General features: G+C 69.8%; 9 protein-coding genes. 4 read left to right on the top strand and 5 right to left on the bottom strand.

What is annotated here, in order from left to right:
* Nucleotides 1-113 precede the first annotated feature (113 nt).
* Nucleotides 114-3,647: a DNA polymerase III subunit alpha gene (gene dnaE / locus ABZ641_RS10885; RefSeq protein ID WP_344623972.1), complete on the bottom strand. Its 3,534-nt coding sequence runs from the start codon at nt 3,645-3,647 to the stop codon at nt 114-116.
* Nucleotides 3,648-3,928: 281 nt separating this feature from the next.
* Here dnaE and ABZ641_RS10880 point away from each other — a divergent pair, with 281 nt between their 5' ends.
* Both ABZ641_RS10880 and ABZ641_RS10875 read left to right on the top strand, forming a co-directional pair.
* Nucleotides 3,929-4,519 (top strand): hypothetical protein, encoded by a 591-nt coding sequence (locus ABZ641_RS10880; RefSeq protein WP_344623971.1) that lies wholly within the window; start codon nt 3,929-3,931, stop codon nt 4,517-4,519.
* A 78-nt stretch (nt 4,520-4,597) separates the two neighbouring features.
* Nucleotides 4,598-5,935, top strand: a complete 1,338-nt coding sequence (locus tag ABZ641_RS10875) for a DUF2252 domain-containing protein (protein ID WP_344623970.1) — start codon at nt 4,598-4,600, stop codon at nt 5,933-5,935.
* Nucleotides 5,936-6,023: 88 nt separating this feature from the next.
* On the opposite strand, the gene ABZ641_RS10870 is transcribed toward ABZ641_RS10875, so the two are convergent.
* Entirely contained in the window at nt 6,024-8,228 is a 2,205-nt protein-coding gene (locus ABZ641_RS10870; protein WP_359980829.1) for an FG-GAP-like repeat-containing protein, read from the bottom strand.
* Nucleotides 8,229-8,845: 617 nt separating this feature from the next.
* Nucleotides 8,846-11,152 carry a trypsin-like serine protease gene (locus ABZ641_RS10865; protein WP_359980827.1) on the bottom strand — a complete coding sequence of 769 codons (2,307 nt, stop codon included), beginning with the start codon at nt 11,150-11,152 and terminating at the stop codon, nt 8,846-8,848.
* Between the two features lie 334 nt (nt 11,153-11,486).
* Here ABZ641_RS10865 and ABZ641_RS10860 point away from each other — a divergent pair, with 334 nt between their 5' ends.
* Complete coding sequence (locus tag ABZ641_RS10860) at nt 11,487-15,434, top strand: polymorphic toxin-type HINT domain-containing protein (protein ID WP_359980825.1); 3,948 nt, start codon at nt 11,487-11,489, stop codon at nt 15,432-15,434.
* 27 nt (nt 15,435-15,461) lie between these two features.
* A complete protein-coding gene (locus ABZ641_RS10855; RefSeq protein WP_359980822.1) occupies nt 15,462-15,791 on the top strand; it encodes a hypothetical protein in 330 nt (109 codons plus the stop codon).
* Nucleotides 15,792-16,146: 355 nt separating this feature from the next.
* On the opposite strand, the gene ABZ641_RS10850 is transcribed toward ABZ641_RS10855, so the two are convergent.
* Together ABZ641_RS10850 and ABZ641_RS10845 are read right to left on the bottom strand one after the other, a co-directional pair.
* On the bottom strand, nt 16,147-16,566 hold the full coding sequence (locus tag ABZ641_RS10850; protein WP_359980819.1) for a DUF3052 domain-containing protein: 420 nt from the start codon (nt 16,564-16,566) through the stop codon (nt 16,147-16,149).
* Nucleotides 16,567-16,568: 2 nt separating this feature from the next.
* A complete protein-coding gene (locus ABZ641_RS10845; protein WP_344623966.1) occupies nt 16,569-17,153 on the bottom strand; it encodes a dienelactone hydrolase family protein in 585 nt (194 codons plus the stop codon).
* Nucleotides 17,154-17,259: the final 106 nt, after the last annotated feature.

The following is a 17,259-nucleotide window of genomic DNA, read 5'->3' as shown; positions in this document are numbered from 1 at the left end:
ATCTACTGATCTGCACTAAAGGGCGGGGGGGAGGGGGGTGTTGATGTGGGGGTTCCCGCCCCACCGCGGGGCTGGGCCACCCGGGCGGTCCCCCCCGCCCCTCGGGGTGTCTCTCAGACGGCCAGGCAGCTGGGGCCGAGGAGTTGCTTGAGGTCGCCGAAGAGGGCCGGGTCGGACTTCACCCGGTGCCGGTCCAGCCGCAGGACGGTGGTCTTGTTCCGCCCCTCCAGCCGCAGGCGGACCTCGGTGGTGCCCTTGTGGTGGGTGAGGACCTCGCCGAGGCGGGCGACCAGCGGCGGGGTGATCCGGCCGCTGGGGATGTTGATGACGATCGGTGCCTCGGCGTGCGCGTTGGAGAGGTCCGGGACGGACAGCTCCATGCCCATCAGCCGCGGCACGTCCTCCCGCTTGTCGAGCTTGCCGCGGACGAACACCACGGCGTCCTCGACGAGTTGCGAGGAGACCAGCTGGTAGCTGGCGGGGAAGAACATGCAGTCGATGGAGCCGGCGAGGTCCTCGACGGTGGCGATCGCCCAGGCGTTGCCCTGCTTGGTCATCTTCCGCTGGAGGCCGGAGATGATGCCGCCGATGGTGACGATGGCACCGTCCGGGCGCTCGGCGAGGTCGGCGACGGCGCAGTCGGCCTTGTCGGCGAGGACGTGCTCGATGCCGTGCAGCGGGTGCGAGGAGACGTAGAGGCCGAGCATCTCCCGCTCCTGGGTGAGCAGGAAGGACTTGTCCCACTCCTCCTCGGAGAAGACCACGTCGAGGCCGAAGCTCGGTTCGTCGGAGACGGAGTCGCCGCCGAAGAGGTCGAACTGGCCCTCGGCCTCCTTGCGCTTGACGCCGACCACGTTGTCGATCATCGGCTCGAACTGCGCGGTGAGGCCCTTGCGGGTGTGCCCGAGGGAGTCGAACGCGCCGGCCTTGATGAGGGATTCGACCGTCCGCTTGTTGCAGACCACCGACTCGACCTTGTCCAGGAAGTCCGGGAAGGAGGCGAACTTCCCCTTGGACTTGCGGGTGCGGATCATCGACTCGACGACCGGGCCGCCGACGTTGCGGATGGCGGTGAGGCCGAAGCGGACGGTGTCGTTGCCGTGCGGGGTGAAGTCGGCGTCGGACTCGTTGACGTCCGGCGGCAGGACGCTGATGCCCATCTTGCGGGCCTCGTTGAGGTAGACCGCGGACTTGTCCTTGTCGTCCTTGACCGAGGTGAGCAGGCCGGACATGTACTCGGCCGGGTAGTTGGCCTTGAGGTAGGCCGTCCAGTAGGAGACCAGTCCGTAGCCGGCGGTGTGGGCCTTGTTGAACGCGTAGCCGGAGAAGGGGACGAGGACGTCCCACACGGCCTGGATCGCGGCGTCGGAGTAGCCGTGCTCGCGGCAGCCCTTCTGGAAGGGGACGAACTCCGCCTCCAGGATCTCCTTCTTCTTCTTGCCCATGGCTCGGCGCAGCAGGTCGGCCTGGCCGAGCGAGTAGCCGGCGAGGATCTGCGCGGCCTTCTGGACCTGCTCCTGGTAGACGATCAGGCCGTAGGTGGGCTCGAGGATCTCCTTGAGCGGCTCCTCCAGCTCCGGGTGGATCGGGGTGATCTCCTGCTGGCCGTTCTTGCGCAGCGCGTAGTTGGTGTGCGAGTTGACGCCCATCGGACCGGGGCGGTACAGCGCGAGGACGGCGGAGATGTCCTCGAAGTTGTCGGGCTTCATCAGGCGCAGCAGCGAGCGCATGGGGCCGCCGTCGAGCTGGAAGACGCCGAGCGTGTCGCCGCGGGCGAGGAGTTCGTAGGTCGGCTTGTCGTCGAGGGGCAGATCAAGCAGGTTGATCTTGATGCCCTTGTTCTTCTCGATCGCCTTGACGGCGTCGTCCATGATCGTCAGGTTGCGCAGGCCGAGGAAGTCCATCTTGAGAAGGCCGAGGCCCTCGCAGGTGGGGTAGTCGAACTGCGTGATGGTGACGCCGTCGGTGTGCCGGGTCCAGACCGGGATGTGGTCGGTGAGCGGCTCGGCGGACATGATGACGCCTGCGGCGTGCACGCCGGGCTGGCGGATCAGGCCCTCGATGCCGCGGGCGGTGTCGATGACCTTGCGGACGTCCGGGTCGGTCTCGTACAGCCCGCGGATCTCGCCGGCCTCGCTGTAGCGGGGGTGCGAGGAGTCGGTGATGCCGGAGAGCGGGATGCCCTTGCCCATGACGTCCGGCGGCATCGCCTTGGTGATCCGGTCGCCCATCGCGTACGGGTAGCCGAGGACGCGCGAGGAGTCCTTGATGGCGGCCTTCGCCTTGATGGTGCCGTACGTGACGATCATGGCGACCTTGTCGGAGCCCCACTTCTCCGTCACGTAGCGGATCACGTCGCCGCGCCGGCGCTCGTCGAAGTCGATGTCGACGTCGGGCATGGAGATGCGCTCGGGGTTGAGGAAGCGCTCGAAGATCAGGCCGTGCGGGATCGGGTCGAGGTCGGTGATGCCCATGGCGTAGGCGACCAGCGAGCCGGCGGCCGAACCACGGCCCGGGCCGACCGCGATGCCCTGCTGCTTGGCCCACATGATGAAGTCGGCGACCACGAGGAAGTACGCCGGGAACCCCATCTGGATGATGGTGTCCATCTCGTACTCGGCGAGCTTCTTGTGCTCCTCGTCGTAGCCGCCCGGGAAGCGCCAGTCCATGCCCTCCCAGACCTTGGACTTGAAGAAGTCCGCCTCGGACTCGAAGCCCTCCGGGATGGGGAAGCGCGGCATCAGGTTCTTGAACTCGAACATGCCGGCGGTGTCGACGCGGGAGGCGACCAGCAGCTGGCTGTTGCGGCAGCCCTCCTGCCAGGCGTCGGAGGTGTCCAGGCCGTACATCTCGGCGGCCGACTTGATGTAGTAGCCGGTGCCGTCGAAGCGGAAGCGGTCCGGGTCGGAGAGGTTCTTGCCGGTCTGCACGCACAGCAGCAGGTCGTGCGCGCCGGCGTCGCCCTCGGTGGTGTAGTGCGAGTCGTTGGTGACCACCGGCGGGATGTTCAGCTTCTTGGAGATCTCCAGGAGGCCGTCGCGGACCCGCTGCTCGATGTCGAGCCCGTGGTCCATCAGCTCCAGGAAGTAGTTCTCCTTGCCGAAGATGTCCTGGTAGTCCGCGGCGGACTTCACCGCCTCGTCGAACTGGCCGAGGCGCAGCCGGGTCTGCACCTCGCCGGAGGGGCAGCCGGTGGTGGCCATCAGGCCGGCCGCGTGCTCGGCGATGATCTCCTTGTCCATCCGGGGCCACTTCACCAGCCAGCCCTCGGCGTAGGAGCGCGAGGTCAGCTTGAAGAGGTTGTGCAGACCCTCCTTGTTGCGGGCCCAGATGGTCTTGTGGGTGTAGGCGCCGGACGCCGAGACGTCGTCCTTCTTCTGGTGCGGCTGGCCCCACAGGATGCGCTTGGTGTTGGAGCGGGAGTCCGGGGCGACGTACGCCTCGATGCCGATCACCGGGGTGATGCCGGCGGCGGTGGCCTGCTTGTGGAACTCCGCGGCACCGTACATGTTGCCGTGGTCGGTCATCGCGACGTGGGTCTGCCCGAGCCGCTCGACCTCCTTGAAGAGCTGCTTCAGCCGGGCGGCGCCGTCCAACATCGAGTACTCGGTGTGGACGTGCAGGTGCGCGTACGGCTGGTCGCTCAAGGCGGGGCCTCCGGAGTCTCGGCATGATCGGAACCGGGCGCGAAACAGGTAAGGCCCGAGCCACCCTCAGGGCCCGGACCACGGCTTCCGCGTCGCGGCACCGAGTCTAGTCCCCCGTCGCACCCGCCCCGGGACACGGCACGAATGCTCCACGTTCCCTCACTTTCAGGCGCCGGCGGGTCACGTTCGGCGGTCACCGGGTCACGGAAGGAGACCCGGGGTTCCGGCCCGGCCGTTCACGCCGATAGCCTCTGGCGCACTGACGTGCGAGGAGGGGTTCCATGGCATTCGGCCCGGTGGTGCAGCAGCGGGCGCGAGGCGGAGGGCTGACCGCGATCGGCGTGCTGGCGCTCGTCCAGCTGGCCTCCGAGCTCGGCGTGCTCGCCTACGACATCGCGCAGAAGGGCCCCGGCTACCTGCTGACCGCCCTGGGCATCTCCTACGCGGACTACGTCGACGCGCCGGTCGGCTTCTTCGCCTACGACACCGGCTACTGCGTGGCCCTGGCCGCCCTGGCGATCGGCGCCTTCATGGGCGGCCGCTGGGTCCGCCCGGCGGCCGTCGCGCTGACCTCGGTGACCGGCTTCGCCGCCCTCGGCCAGATCCTGAACCAGGTGGTCTACTCGGCCTCCCGGCGGACCTTCGCCGAGCCGGTCAGCCACCTGTGGCTGAACATGACCCTGCTGCTCACGGTGGGCATCGCGATCGCCGTCGCCGCGATCGTCGGCGCGACGCGCCCGGCCGCCCCGGCCGCCCCCGCCCCGGTAGCCTTCCACCCGTACGTCCCCGCGCAGCGCCAGGCCCACCCGCCGATACCGCCGACGACGCCGCCCGGTCCCCCGTCGGCGCCGCCCGCGCCGCCGAACGCCTGAACCGCGGCCGCCCGCCGCGCGTCCTTCCCCCCGCGGACCGGACGGCACCACCGACAGACCGCACCGATTGGAAGGCCCATGCCCGACCAGCCCACCGTCGCCGACCGCGAGCCGGAGCGCGCGGAAACCGTCCTGCGGGTCTTCGACTCCGCGTTCGGGGAGCTGCTGGCGCAGGACCCGGCCGCGTTCCGGGTGAAGTTCCGCAAGATGGCCGCCTCGGCCTTCGCCTTCTACCGGGGCACCGCCGCACTCTTCTACGCCGACCTCACCACCGCCCCGTACCGGGAGTACGGCGCCCGCTTCCTCGACGACCGCACCGGCCGGGTCTGGATCCACGGCGACCTGCACGCCGAGAACTTCGGCACCTACCTGAACGCCGAGGGCCGGCTCGTCTTCAACGTCAACGACTTCGACGAGGCCTACGTCGGCGCCTTCACCTGGGACGTCCAGCGGCTCGCCGCCAGCCTCGCCCTGATCGGCTACGCCAAGGCGCTCTCCGACGACACCATCAGCGGCCTGGTGCGCGCCTTCGCCGCCGCCTACCGCGGACAGATCGCCGCGCTGGCCGGCAACGGCGACGCCGCCCAGTTCACCCTGGACACCGCGGACGGCCCCATCCTCGACACGCTGCGCCGCGCCCGGCTGCAGACCCGCGTCGAACTGCTCGACGCGGAGACGGTCGTCGAGGGCTGGGACCGCCGGTTCCGGATCGGCGGCGGCGCCTTCCAACTGGACGCGGACACCCGCACCGAGGTGCTGGCCGCCTTCGAGCGTTACCTGGAGACCCTGCCGCCCGCCTCCCGCACCCGCCCCGACGCGCTGCGCGTCAAGGACGTCTGCGGCCGCCGCGGCATCGGCATCGGCAGCGCCGGCCTGCCCTCGTACAACCTGCTGCTGGAGGGCCACACCGACGCCCTCGAGAACGACGTGATCATCTACATGAAGCAGGGGCAGACGCCGGCCGTCTCCCGGCACGTCACCGACCCGGCGATCCGCGGCTACTTCGAGCACGAGGGGCACCGCACCGTCATCTCGCAGCGCGCCCTGCAGGACCACAGCGACCCGTGGCTCGGGTACACCACCCTGCACGGCCGCGGCCAGCTCGTCGCCGAGGTCTCCCCGTACGCGGCCGACCTCGACTGGACCGACCTCAACGAGCCGGACGACCTGCGCACCGTCACCGAGTACCTCGGCCGGGCCACCGCCACCATGCACGCCGCCGCCGACGAGTCCTCCAGCGGCCACAGCCTCGTCCCGTTCTCCACCGAGCACGCCATCGACAAGGCGATCGCCGCCGACGAGGACGGCTTCACCGGGATGCTCGTCGACTTCGCCCACGCCTACGGCGACCGCGCCCGCCGCGACCACCAGCTCTTCGTCGACCTCTTCCGCAACGGCCGCATCCCGGGGCTGTAGTCCCACCCGCGTCATGCCGAGGGCCCGGGGCCCGGCACAGTGTCCTGTGCCGGGCCGCCGGGCCCTCGGTCCTGTCCGTGCGCGCCCGTTACTGCAGCTGGAGGGCGTTCCAGTCCCAGCCCGCACCGGCTGGGACGGTGTAGCTGGGCAGGCTGAACGCCTGGATGTGGCCCTCGGCATCGGCGAGGCCCGTGTGCAGGGTGATCGAACCGTCGCCCTGGTGGTAGATCAGGGCGAGGTCGGTGCGGTGGTCACCGTTGAAGTCACCCGCGATGAACCGGCTGGAGTCCCAGTCCCAGTTCCCGGCCGGAACGGTGTAGCCGACGGTGAACGGATTGAACCCGCCGTCCGCCTTGCTCAGCGAGGTGTAGAAACCGATCGCGCTGCTGGCGTACCGGTACGCCATGATCGCATCCGCCCGGCCGTCACCGTTCGCATCACCCGCGTACAGCCGGATCGCGTTCCAGTCCCAACCCGCGCTCGCCGGCACGGTGTAGCTGGGCAGGCTGAACGCCTGGATGTGGCCCTCGGCGTCCGCCAGACCCGTGTGCAGGGTGATGGAGTTGTCGCCGTGGTGGTAGATCAGGGCGAGGTCGGTGCGGTGGTCACCGTTGAAGTCACCCGCGATGAACCGGCTGGAGTCCCAGTCCCAGTTCCCGGCCGGAACGGTGTAGCCGACGGTGAACGGATTGAACCCGCCGTCCGCCTTGCTCAGCGAGGTGTAGAAACCGATCGCGCTGCTGGCGTACCGGTAGACCATGATCGCATCCGCCCGGCCGTCACCGTTCGCATCACCCGCGTACAGCCGGATCGCGTTCCAGTCCCAACCCGCGCTTGCCGGCACGGTGTAGCTGGGCAGGCTGAACGCCTGGATGTGGCCCTCGGCGTCCGCCAGACCCGTGTGCAGGGTGATCGAACCGTCCTCGTGGTGGTACATCAGGGCGAGATCCGTACGGTGGTCACCGTTGAAGTCACCCGCGATGAACCGGCTGGAGTTCCAGTCCCAGTTGCCCTTCGGCACGATGTAGCCGGCCGTGATGGGGTTGAAGCCGCCGTCCGCCTTGCTCAGCGAGGTGAAGAACCCGATCGCGCTGTCGGCGTAGTGGTACGCCATGAGGGCGTCGGCCCGGCCGTCACCGTTCGCGTCACCGGCCGTCACGGCGCTGAGCACCGTCTGCTTGACCCAACCGCCGAGGTCGTCGACGCGGGTGCCGTAGCTGCCGGTGCGGGTCTCGGTGGTGGGGGTGCCGAGGCAACCGCCCTGCCAGGAGCGGCTGGTGACGGCGACCAGGGCGGGCTTGTTGTTCTCGGTGCGCCACAGGGGGGCTCCGGCGTCGCCCTTGCAGGCGGTGGGGTCCGTCGTCGCCTTGGGGCCGAGGTCGAGGCCCGCGGCCTGGACGGCGCCGGTGGTGTAGGTGCCGGTGTGAGGAGCGGCGGGGACCCACGCGCTCGTGGTGCGACCGTAGCCGGCGCTCTGGAGATCCTGACCGGCCGTCGGCACGGTGGTGGAGAGCGCGATGGGGGCGATGTCGTTGACCGGCGCGGCAAGCCGGGCCATCACGAGGTCGCGGTCCGCGTGAGGCACGAGCTCGACCACATCGCGGACCTGGCCTGCGCTGGTGGTCAGGTCGGCACGGCCGATGGTGGCCGTGGTCTTGTCCTTGGGAGCGCCGGCCGCCACCGCGATCGACTGGGCGGGGTCGTCGGCGAAGCAGCTCTTGGCGGTGGCGACCCACAGCGCGTCGACGAGCGCGCCGGTGCAGGAGCGCTTGCCGCCGCCGATGTCGAGCTTGGTGGTGAACGCGACGGAGGGATCGGCGGCCCGGCCCGCGGCAGGCGGGGTGCTGGAGCCGGTGACGCGCAGCTCCAGCAGGACGGCCTTGGACGTCTGCCCGGCCCCCTCGCCCACACCGACGGCGGTGTCCGCAGCCACGTCAACGGTCTGGGCCTTGCCGTCGATGGTGATGCCCGCCTGCAGGGTGCGCCCGATGCTTTCCACCCGGAAGGCATCGGGGACCTTCAACGAGAGGTATCCGGTGGAGTACGGCGCGGCGAAGCATATGCGGTTCAACGGAGTCCGCAGGGTGCGGCCCCAGACCGCCACCTGGTGCGGCGCGTCGCACGAGGTGTAGGTGATGCGTCCGTCACCCCTGAGCAACGTCGCACCGCCGGTCGCCTGCAGGATCTCCTCGGCACCCGGATAGGTACCGTCCTCCACCGCGAAGGGTGCCGCAGCATTGGCGGCCGGCTCGGAGGCGGCGGCGAGCGGAGCGGGAGCGCCCAGAACGGTCACGGCCAACGCCGTCGCCGCTGCGGGAAGCCATCGGCGTATGTGTGGAGCCATCGACTCACTTTCAAAATCGGAATGCGCCCCTCCATGCCAATGGCGGCACGGTGGAGCCGTCGCGGTCACTGGAGCATAGCGTTCACAACTGACTGTGATTCACAATATTTTCAAGGGACGGAACATGACTGAACAACAGAGATCCGAACCATCTTGCCTCAGTCAATTCGGCCGCGATTCAGTGAAGTTGACATGAATGCCAGCCGTCCGATCCGCCCGGCTCCCGACGAGGAGGGCTCCTGGCAATTTGACCTATTTCGGACCTGGACGCAGGAGTGGGTCTGCAGGGACACCCGGTTCCACCCGCAGTCGGCGGCGAGCGTGGTGCGCGCCGGCCTGCACATGGTGGAGGCAGTAGCGCGTCGTGGCCGGGTCGGCGAGTTGGAGGCCGAGCAGGCGGGACCGAGCCGTCCAGGTCGCGGCCGAGGTTCACGGCGATCACCCGTCCACCCCGCAGACCGCCGCCACCACGAGGGCCGGGGCGGTCTCTCATCACGCCACGGGGCCCGGGACCCGGCACCGGGACTGTGCCGGTCCCGGGCCCCGGGTGTGTGCCGTCCGCCGGATCAGTACTTGGCGAACCAGCCCGCCAGGTCCACGATGGCATGGCTGTGCGAGGCGTGGTTGTACAGGTCGATCTGACCGCCGCCGGTGGCGACCGTGGCGTGGGCCGAGAGGAGCTGGCCCGCGGTGAAGTTCAGGTCGCTGGTGGCGGGCCGGGTCGTACCGTGCGGGTACAGGGAGAAGAAGCCGGCGCCGTCACTGCCGACCGTGGTGGCGTTCACGACGACCGCGTCCGCACCGCCCGGCAGGCCGCCGATCGCCACCGACTGGTCGAAGGCGAGCGGAGCGCCGTTGTTCTGACGGCTGTCCAGCAGGCGGGTCGGGCTCACCGGGTGGAACAGCTCGGTGGCGTTGGCGCCGTAGTAACCGGCGATGTCGACGATCACGTTGGCGTTGCCGGCCCAGCTGTTGTACAGGGTGATCCTGCCGCCCGCGCCGATCGGCACCACGGCCTGGTTGGAAACGATCGCACCGGCCTTGAAGTTGATGTTCGAGGTGCTCGGGCGGGCGCTGCCGGCCGGGTACGCGGTGAAGTAGCCGTCCGCGGCCGGGGCCACGGCGGTCAGGGTCACCACGGCCGCCTTCGCGTCGGCCGGGACACCGGCCGCACCCGTGATCTGGACGTCCTTGGTGGTGTTCGGGGCGAGCGGGCCGCCGCTGTTCCGGCTGTCCAGCAGACGGCTCGGCGTCACCGGGGCGTACTTGTTCTCACCGGTCGGGGCGTAGTAGCCGGCGACGTCGACCAGCACGTCGAAGTCGTTGGTGTTCGTCCACAGGTAGACCTTGCCGTCCGGGCCGACCGGCGCGGTCACCAGGTTGGCCACGGTCTGACCCGCCGCGAAGTTGACCGACGAGGTGGTGGGCTTGGCCTTGTCGTTCGCCTCGGCCACGACGAACCCGGCGGCGGTCGGGTTGACCACCGTCAGGTTCAGGACCGCTGCGGTGGCGCCCTGCGGCAGCTTGAACGGGCCGGTGCCGTCCTGGCCGAGGTTCAGGACCTTCTCGCTGCCGCCCTGACCCGTGACCGCCGCCCAGGTGCGACCGCCCGAGCTCCGGGTGTCGAGAACCCGGGTCGAGGTCACCGGGGTGAACTTGGACGCCGGGTAGATGCCGGCCTCCTTCTGGAACCACTGGGTCAGGTCGTCGACCCGGGTGTCGTAGGCGCCGCTGTGCTCGGTCTCCGCGGAGTCGAGGCAGCCCTTCTGCCAGGACCGGCTGTTGACGGCCACCAGCTCGTAGCGGTACTGGTGCGGACCGACGGCGGCGTCGGGGGTCAGGTCGATGCTGTTCACGGCCGGACCACCGGCGGCACCCTTGCAGACCAGCCCGTTGCCGGGGCCCGGGTCCGGGGACTTCGGGGCGAGGTCGACGCCGGTCGGAGCGACCGCACCGACCTGCATCACCGAGCTGCGGCCGAGGTCGTGGGTCCAGTCGTCGGCCGTGCGCTCGAAGCCGCCGACCGTCAGCAGACTCCCGGCCGCCGGGGCGGCAGTCGCGATCTGCATGGGTGTCACGTCGCGGATCGGGGTGGCCAGGCGGGCCAGCACGAGATCGCGGTCGGTGCGCGGAACCAGCTCGACGACGTCGTAGGTGGACGGCAGCGGAGGATCGCTCAGCCGGATCCGGGAGATGGTGGCGGTGGTCTTGTCCGCGGGCGCCCCGGCGGGCACGTCGAGGCCCTGCTCCGGCTTGTCGACGAAGCAGCTCGCGGCAGTGAGGACCCACGACGGGTCGACGAGGGTGCCGGAGCAGCTGCGCTTGTCCCCGACCGTGATCCTCATCATGGTCTCGAGCGGGTCGGTCCGGCCGGGAAGCGTTCCGTGCTCGGGGGGCGGACCCGCGGGAACACCCGCCACGGCACCGGTGATGCGCAGTTCGAGCAGAACGGACCGGGAGGCCGGGTTCGACCCCGCCTCGCCCACGCCGACGGCGGTGTCCGCGGGCACGTCGACCGTCTGGGCCTTGCCGTCGGTGGTGAGGCTGGCCTGCAGGGTACGGCCGGTGGTCTCCAGCCGGAACGTGTCGGGGACGTTCAGCGCGAGGTAGCCGGTGGAGTACGGCGCGGCGAAGCAGACGCGGTGCAATGGAGTCCGCAGAGTACGGCCCCAGACCGCCACCTGGTGCGGCGAGTCGCACGAGGTGTGGGTGATGTGCCCGTCACCACGGAGCAACGTCGCGCCAGTGGTCTGCAGGATCTCCTGGGCACCCGGGTAGGCGCCGTCCTCCACCGCGAAGGGTGCTGCGGCATTGGCGGCCGGCTCGGAGGCGGCGGCGAGCGGAGCAGGCGCACCGAGAACGGCCGCGGCCAACGCCGTAGTTGCTGCCGGAAGCCATCGGCGTATACGTGGAGCCATCGACTCACTTTCAAATCGGTATGAGCTCTTCCGCTTTTGTTGCATGCGGAGGAGCCGTTGCAACCACCGGATCATAGCGGCCACCAACAACAGACTGTTCCTCAGCGCTGGTCTGGCAGACAGAACATGACGATTCGCCACATGACTGACCGACGGATTGCCGTTGATTCGACTACGGCTTGCCGGACTTGCCATGATTCCTCGCCGGCCGGTTCGACCGGCTCTCACGAATGAGGGGGATTCCTTGCGTTTTGACATATCCCGGACCGCTGGACACGGGAGGAGGTTCTTGGGCGCGCGCAGTGTCGGACGGGTCCTGCCGCTGGCTCTGTTGGCCGGGCTGCTGTCAACTGCGCCGGCAGTGGCGGACGACCCGACTCCGGCCGGCCTGGGCGCCACCGACCGCGGGAAGGTCGTGCAGTTCTGGCAGGACGGCGGACCTGCCGTCAAGGCGGCTGCCGAAGCCGCTCTGATCGCCTCCGGCCAGGACGCGATCGGCACCTTCCTGTCCTCCGGACGGGCCACGGCCCAGGAGCAGGACGACAGGGAGACCGCCCTGCAGATCGTCGCGCAGGGCGGCCGAGCCCTGCGCGAGGCCGCGCAGCACGCCCTGGCGGGCAACGCGCAGGACCTGGACGCGTTCCTCAAGGACGGCTGGCAGAAGCCCTTCGAGGAGGACCAGCTCGTCGAGGCCACCCGGATCGGCGGTGGGCCGGATGCGGGCCGGGGCCTGAAGGAGGCCGCGAACGCGGCGCTGAACGGCTCCGTCGAGCAGGTTCAGAAGTTCCTGAACAAGGATCAGTACGAGCTGCGCGACACGGATGACCTGGTCCGGGTGGCCCAGCTGGAGAGCGCGGGTGGTCCGGCGACGAAGCGTTCCGCGGCTTCGGCGTTGAACTCGTCGATGGCCGATGTTCGCGAGTTCCTGCTGGTGGGCCAGTTCGTGGCGCGCTCGCACGACCAGGAGTACGCGAGTATCGAGCAGCTCGTCGAGCAGGCGCGGGTGGCCGGCGAGCAGGCCGAGCAGGAGGCGGCGGCGGCCAAGGACGCCTCCGACCGCGCGATCAGCGCAGCCCAGCTGGCGAAGGATGCGGCCGAGCGCGCCGCGGCCGAGCTGCGGGCCGCCCAGGGTGATGCGGCGCGGGCGATCGAGGCCAGCCGGCGCGCGGCCGAGGCGACCCGACGGGCGGCGGACGCTGCGGCGTCCGCGGTCAGTGCGGCACGTAAGGCCGCTGCCGCCGCGCGTCTCGCCAACGTGACCGCCACCAACGCCGCCTCCGCCGCGGCCGACGCGTCCGAGGCAGCCGGCAAGGTCTTGAAGGCGGCTGCGGCGGGCGCGGTGGACGCGGCGACGATCCATCAGGCCGAGTACTACGCGCGGATGTCCTCCACCACGGGTGACTGGGCGAACCGGGCCACGAACGCGGCATCTGCCGTGGAGAAGGTGGCCGATGCGCTCAAGGGCCTGACCGGGTCCTTGAACGCGGCGCTGACGGCCGCGGACGAGGCAGGTACCCTCGCCGAGCGGGCGGGGGCGTCCGCGACTGAGACGAAGGCCGCCGCGGCGTCGGCGCGCCGGTATGCCGCGGAGGCGACCCGAGCGTCCGGCGTCGCATCGCAGTTGGCGTCCGATGCCGGTAAGGCGGCGGCGCAGGCGAGGGACGCCGCGAGGTCCGCGTCCGATCACGCGAGCGCGGCGGCCCAGGCGGCGCGGGAGGCCACCTCGCACGCGGGGGACGCCGCGCAGGCCACCGAGCAGGCGAGGATCCACTCGGAGGCGGCGAAGGCCGCAGCGAACGCCGCGACTACGGCCGCGCAGCAGGCCGTCGACATCGAGCAGGCCGCGCGCAAGGCGGACGACGAGGAGATCGCTGCGCGTACGATCGCCGGCCGCAATCACGCCGAGGACCTGAGCGCCGCCTACCAGCAGGCACAGGCCGGGGCCGACCGGGTCCAAGCCGAGGCGCGGAAGCTCGGCCAGGACGCCGTCACGCTGGCGGCCCGGGCCGCCCAGCCCGGTGCGGACCTCGGCCAAGTGGTCGCCGACGGCCGGCGGATGGCCGTGGCCACGATGAAGGTCGGTGGCCCCTGGAGCCGTACGGCGGCCGCCTACGCCCTTGCCGGCTCCGACAACGCGATGGCCGACTACGCCCGCACCGGCTGGCAGAACGCCCGCACCAGCGATGAACGCGACCAGATCCGCGACATCGTCACCGACACCCCGTACAAGGCGGTGCGCGAGGCGGCGAAGGCCGCGTACAAGGGTGACACCGCCCAGGTGCACGCGTTCGTGGAGACCGGCCAGCACCAGGCGGCGTTCACCGACTACCAGGTCGAGGCCAGCCGGATCGCCCAGAACAGCGGGCCCGGCGTCAAGCAGGCCGCCGCCGATGCCCTCAACGCCGGCACCCCCAAGGCGCTCGTCGACTTCCTCACCACCGGCCAGTACACGGCACGGGAGACCGACGATCGCGTCCTGGCCGCCCAACTCGCCCAGAACGGCGGAGCCGAGGTCAAAGCAGCAGCCGAAGCCGCCCTCGTCAGCCCGCCCAATGTCCTGCGCACGTTCATCGAGTCCGGCCAGTTCCAGGCGCAGCGTCAGGACCAGCTGATCGCGGCACACCTGTCGCAGGTCGCGCAGGCGATCTCGGAGGCGGCCGACATCGCGGCCAGGGCCCGGCAGAGCGCCAGCGAGGCCTTGAGGGTGTACGCGCTGGCGCGCGGCGCTACGGCCGAGGCAGATAAATATGCCGCCCAGGCTCGGACGGATGCGGCGGACGCGGCAACGGCGGCCCAGCACGCCCGGGAGGCGGCGGACAAGGCGGAGGCGTCGGCCAAGAAGGCAGCCGAGCACGCGAAGACGGCGAACCAGGCCCGACAGCGGGCCACCGACAGCGCGAACCAGGCCGCCGATTCCGCTGTCTGGGCCCAGTCGAGTGCCACCGCCGCCGCCACGAGTGCGGCCAAGGCCTATGCCACTGCCGCGGCCGCACAGATCGTCGCCGAACAGGCCGGCAAGGACGCCAAGTCCGTCAACGACATCTTCCAGAACGCCCTGGCACAGGCCAAGGCAGCGCAGCTGGAGGCACAGTACGGCCCGGGGTGGAATCCCGTCATGTTGTCGGCTCTGCCGCCTTACATGCGGGGCGTCATCGCCTTCAACAACCTCCCGATAGACCAGAAGCTCAAGGTGGCGATCCAACTCGCCCACCTCGAACTCGACTTGCTCTCGTCACTTCCGATTGTTGGCGTACCTGCCGGCCTGGCCAACTGTGTTGGCTACACCATGGAAACCCAGATGGGTCTTTCGGACGGCTACATGGACGCCGCGCTGTCCTGCGCCAGCACGGTTCCGATCGCCGGGTGGGGAGCGCTGGGGGTCAAGCTCGAGAAGTGGGGGGTACGGGCTTCGAAGATCAGCGAGTCCCTCCAGGGGCTCTTCCGGAAAGCCGGCGACCTGCCCCCCTGCGTGACGAAGCCGAACAGTTTCCCTGCTGGGACCAGGGTCCTTCTAGGAGACGGAAGCAGCCGCCCGATCGAGGAGGTCAAGGTCGGGGACCAGGTAACGTCCACCGACCCCACGACAGGCACCACGCGCTCTCATCGGGTCGCGGGCACCATCCGCACCCCTGATGACCGGGACTTCACCGACATCACGCTCTCCGACGGCGCCGGCGGCACCGTCACCGCCACGGATCATCACCCGTTCTGGTCCGAGAACCGGCACGTTTGGCTCGACGCCGCAGACCTCACCTCGGCCGACACCCTACGAGCCCCGGACGGCAGGGTCGTCAAGATCTCGGCCGTTCGTCACTGGACCACGCTGCAGCCGGCCTACAACCTCACGGTGGATGTCGCCCACACCTACTATGTGGTCGCAGGCAGCACGCCGGTACTGGTTCATAATACTGGCGAACTGCCATGCCTGGCGGTTTCTATCGGGGATGTCAATAAATACTTCCATCCCGCCACATACGATTCGGCCGGGAAGCAGTTCTTGGATCATTACAATAGGTGGGGAAATCCGGCCGGCATGACCCAGCAGCAGTATCTCGAAGCAGCCTCTGCGCTCGCTCAGCGCCTGTCGCAACCCGGTGGAGCGGTGGGCTGGACCAAGAGCCTTACGGACATCGGCTTCGCTGACGATGCCCTGAAGGGTTTCAAGTACTTCAATAAAGATACGGGCGAGCTGCTCATCACGTCATTGGACGGCAGGGTCGTCACGTACCACCCGTGACGCGATGGCCAATGGTTGCGAGGATTCATGGAACTGAGCTTTGTTGATGCCTACACCCTATGGCTGCGCGCACCGTATCCGCCAACCGGGTCAACGGAAGAATTGAGGGCTGTTCGCGCCGATCTTGGCGAGGCCGACGAGCACGCCTCCGTGGTCAAAGCCTTCGTCAGGACCGGCGCGTTCAGGCCGTCGGGTGCAGATGTCCTGGCAGAACTCGACGATGTCCGCGACCGAGCCGACGCCTTGTGCGCGGAATACAAGGGACGCGATCTTGTAGCCGCGCAAGAAATTCATGCCTACGCATCACTGCTCGCAATTGTCTATCGCGGCTTCATCAAGGAAGGTGAATCAAACTAGAGATCCGCGGTGGCAATCTCAATGTTCTCATAAAGTCCAGGCGAAGCCGGTGCTTCCTGGATAAGGTCTGGGCGATCAAGGATCTCCCGAGGCTCCGAGCCCTATCGGCCAGGAGTGAATCGCCAACGCCAGAAGGCCCCGCTGATGATCTTCCGCGGGGCCTTCTGGATGTCAACGGCTGGTAGCGACCATGCCTGCCCCTGCCGAGCAGCCGGGCGGCGACGGGCTCGGCCCGGCGCAGCAGTTCGTCGGTGGTGACCTCATCCTTGACGATGTGCCCTCGCGGCCGGAACCACCGACCCGCCGTACAGGTCTGCGTGACTCGTTCGGTTCGGCGAAGCAGTCAACGGTCGAGTCAGGCCGTCCGCAGGTCCTTGCGAACGACGAACCGCAGGCCGGAGTACGTCCCGTCGACGGCGCACACCTTGTTGTCGACCAGACCGGTCGGCAGGGCGACCTCGCGCAGGACGTCCTCGGTCACATCCGTGGGCACGCCCGAGGCTCGCTTGGGCCAGGCGATCCACAGGCCCGCGGCCGGGCGCATGGCGGCCCGCAGCTCGGCGAGGCGGGCGGTGAGGTCGGCCCGGTCGGCGGGGAACCAGAGGGCGGTGTCGAAGGGGGCCGCCCGGTCCGGACGGTGCTGGATCAGCAGGCCGTCCGGGAGGCCGGGGATCGTGAAGCCCTCGGGGGTGTCCGCGAGCAGCAGGGTGTGGCCCGGCCTGATGCCGAGCTTGCGGGCGAGCGGGGTGCCCGAGTGGCCGGCCGCTGCGGGCACGGTCAGCCGTCCAACTCCGCGAGGAACGCCAGGGCGGTGGCCCAGGTGCGTTCGGCGGCCTCCTCGTCGTAGTCGGGGAGCTCGGGGTCGGTGTAGATGTGGCCGGCGCCGCGGTAGCGGTGGACCTCGACGTCGGCGCCGGCCTTGGTCATCCGCAGGTACCAGGCGTTCAGCCAGTCCTCCGGCTCGAAGGGGTCGGGCTCGGCGACGTGCAGCTGGACGGCGACGGAGGTGGCGGCGTCGTCGCGGATGTCGGAGGTGCCGTGCAGCAGGAGCAGGCCGGCCGCGTTGGTGTCGGCGAGGGCGAGGTTCTGGGCGAGGGCGGCGCCGAGCGAGAGGCCGGCGTAGACCAGGCCGGGCCCGCCCTGGCCGAGCAGCGGGGCGGCGGCGTGGACGGCGCGGCGCAGCAGTTCGTCGGTGGTGAGCTCGTCCTTGTACGCCATGCCGTCCTCGACGGTGTCGAAGACCCGGCCGTCGTACAGGTCGGGGGTGTGCACCTCGTGTCCGGCGGCGCGGAGCCGGTCGGCCGCGGCGTGGACGGCCGGGCGGAGTCCGTAGGCGGAGTGGAAGAGGACGATCTGGGCCACGGGGTGCTCCTGCGTGCTGGGAGGCGTGCTCGGGGACGGTGCGATCTCCCATGATCCCCCACGGCGCCGGCAAAGGGCGGGCCCGGCCCGCCGGGGTGCGGCGGGC

The sequence above is a fragment of the Kitasatospora sp. NPDC007106 genome (assembly GCF_040634455.1).
Classification (GTDB): Bacteria; Actinomycetota; Actinomycetes; order Streptomycetales; family Streptomycetaceae; genus Kitasatospora; species Kitasatospora arboriphila.
This window is presented reverse-complemented; position numbering and strand designations above follow the sequence as displayed.

Bases quoted from the DNA above. Each gene is read 5' to 3' on its own strand.
- ABZ641_RS10880 (WP_344623971.1), top strand. From the start codon at position 3,929: ATGGCATTCGGCCCGGTGGTGCAGCAGCGGGCGCGAGGCGGAGGGCTG.
- ABZ641_RS10875 (WP_344623970.1), top strand. From the start codon at position 4,598: ATGCCCGACCAGCCCACCGTCGCCGACCGCGAGCCGGAGCGCGCGGAA.
- ABZ641_RS10855 (WP_359980822.1), top strand. From the start codon at position 15,462: ATGGAACTGAGCTTTGTTGATGCCTACACCCTATGGCTGCGCGCACCG.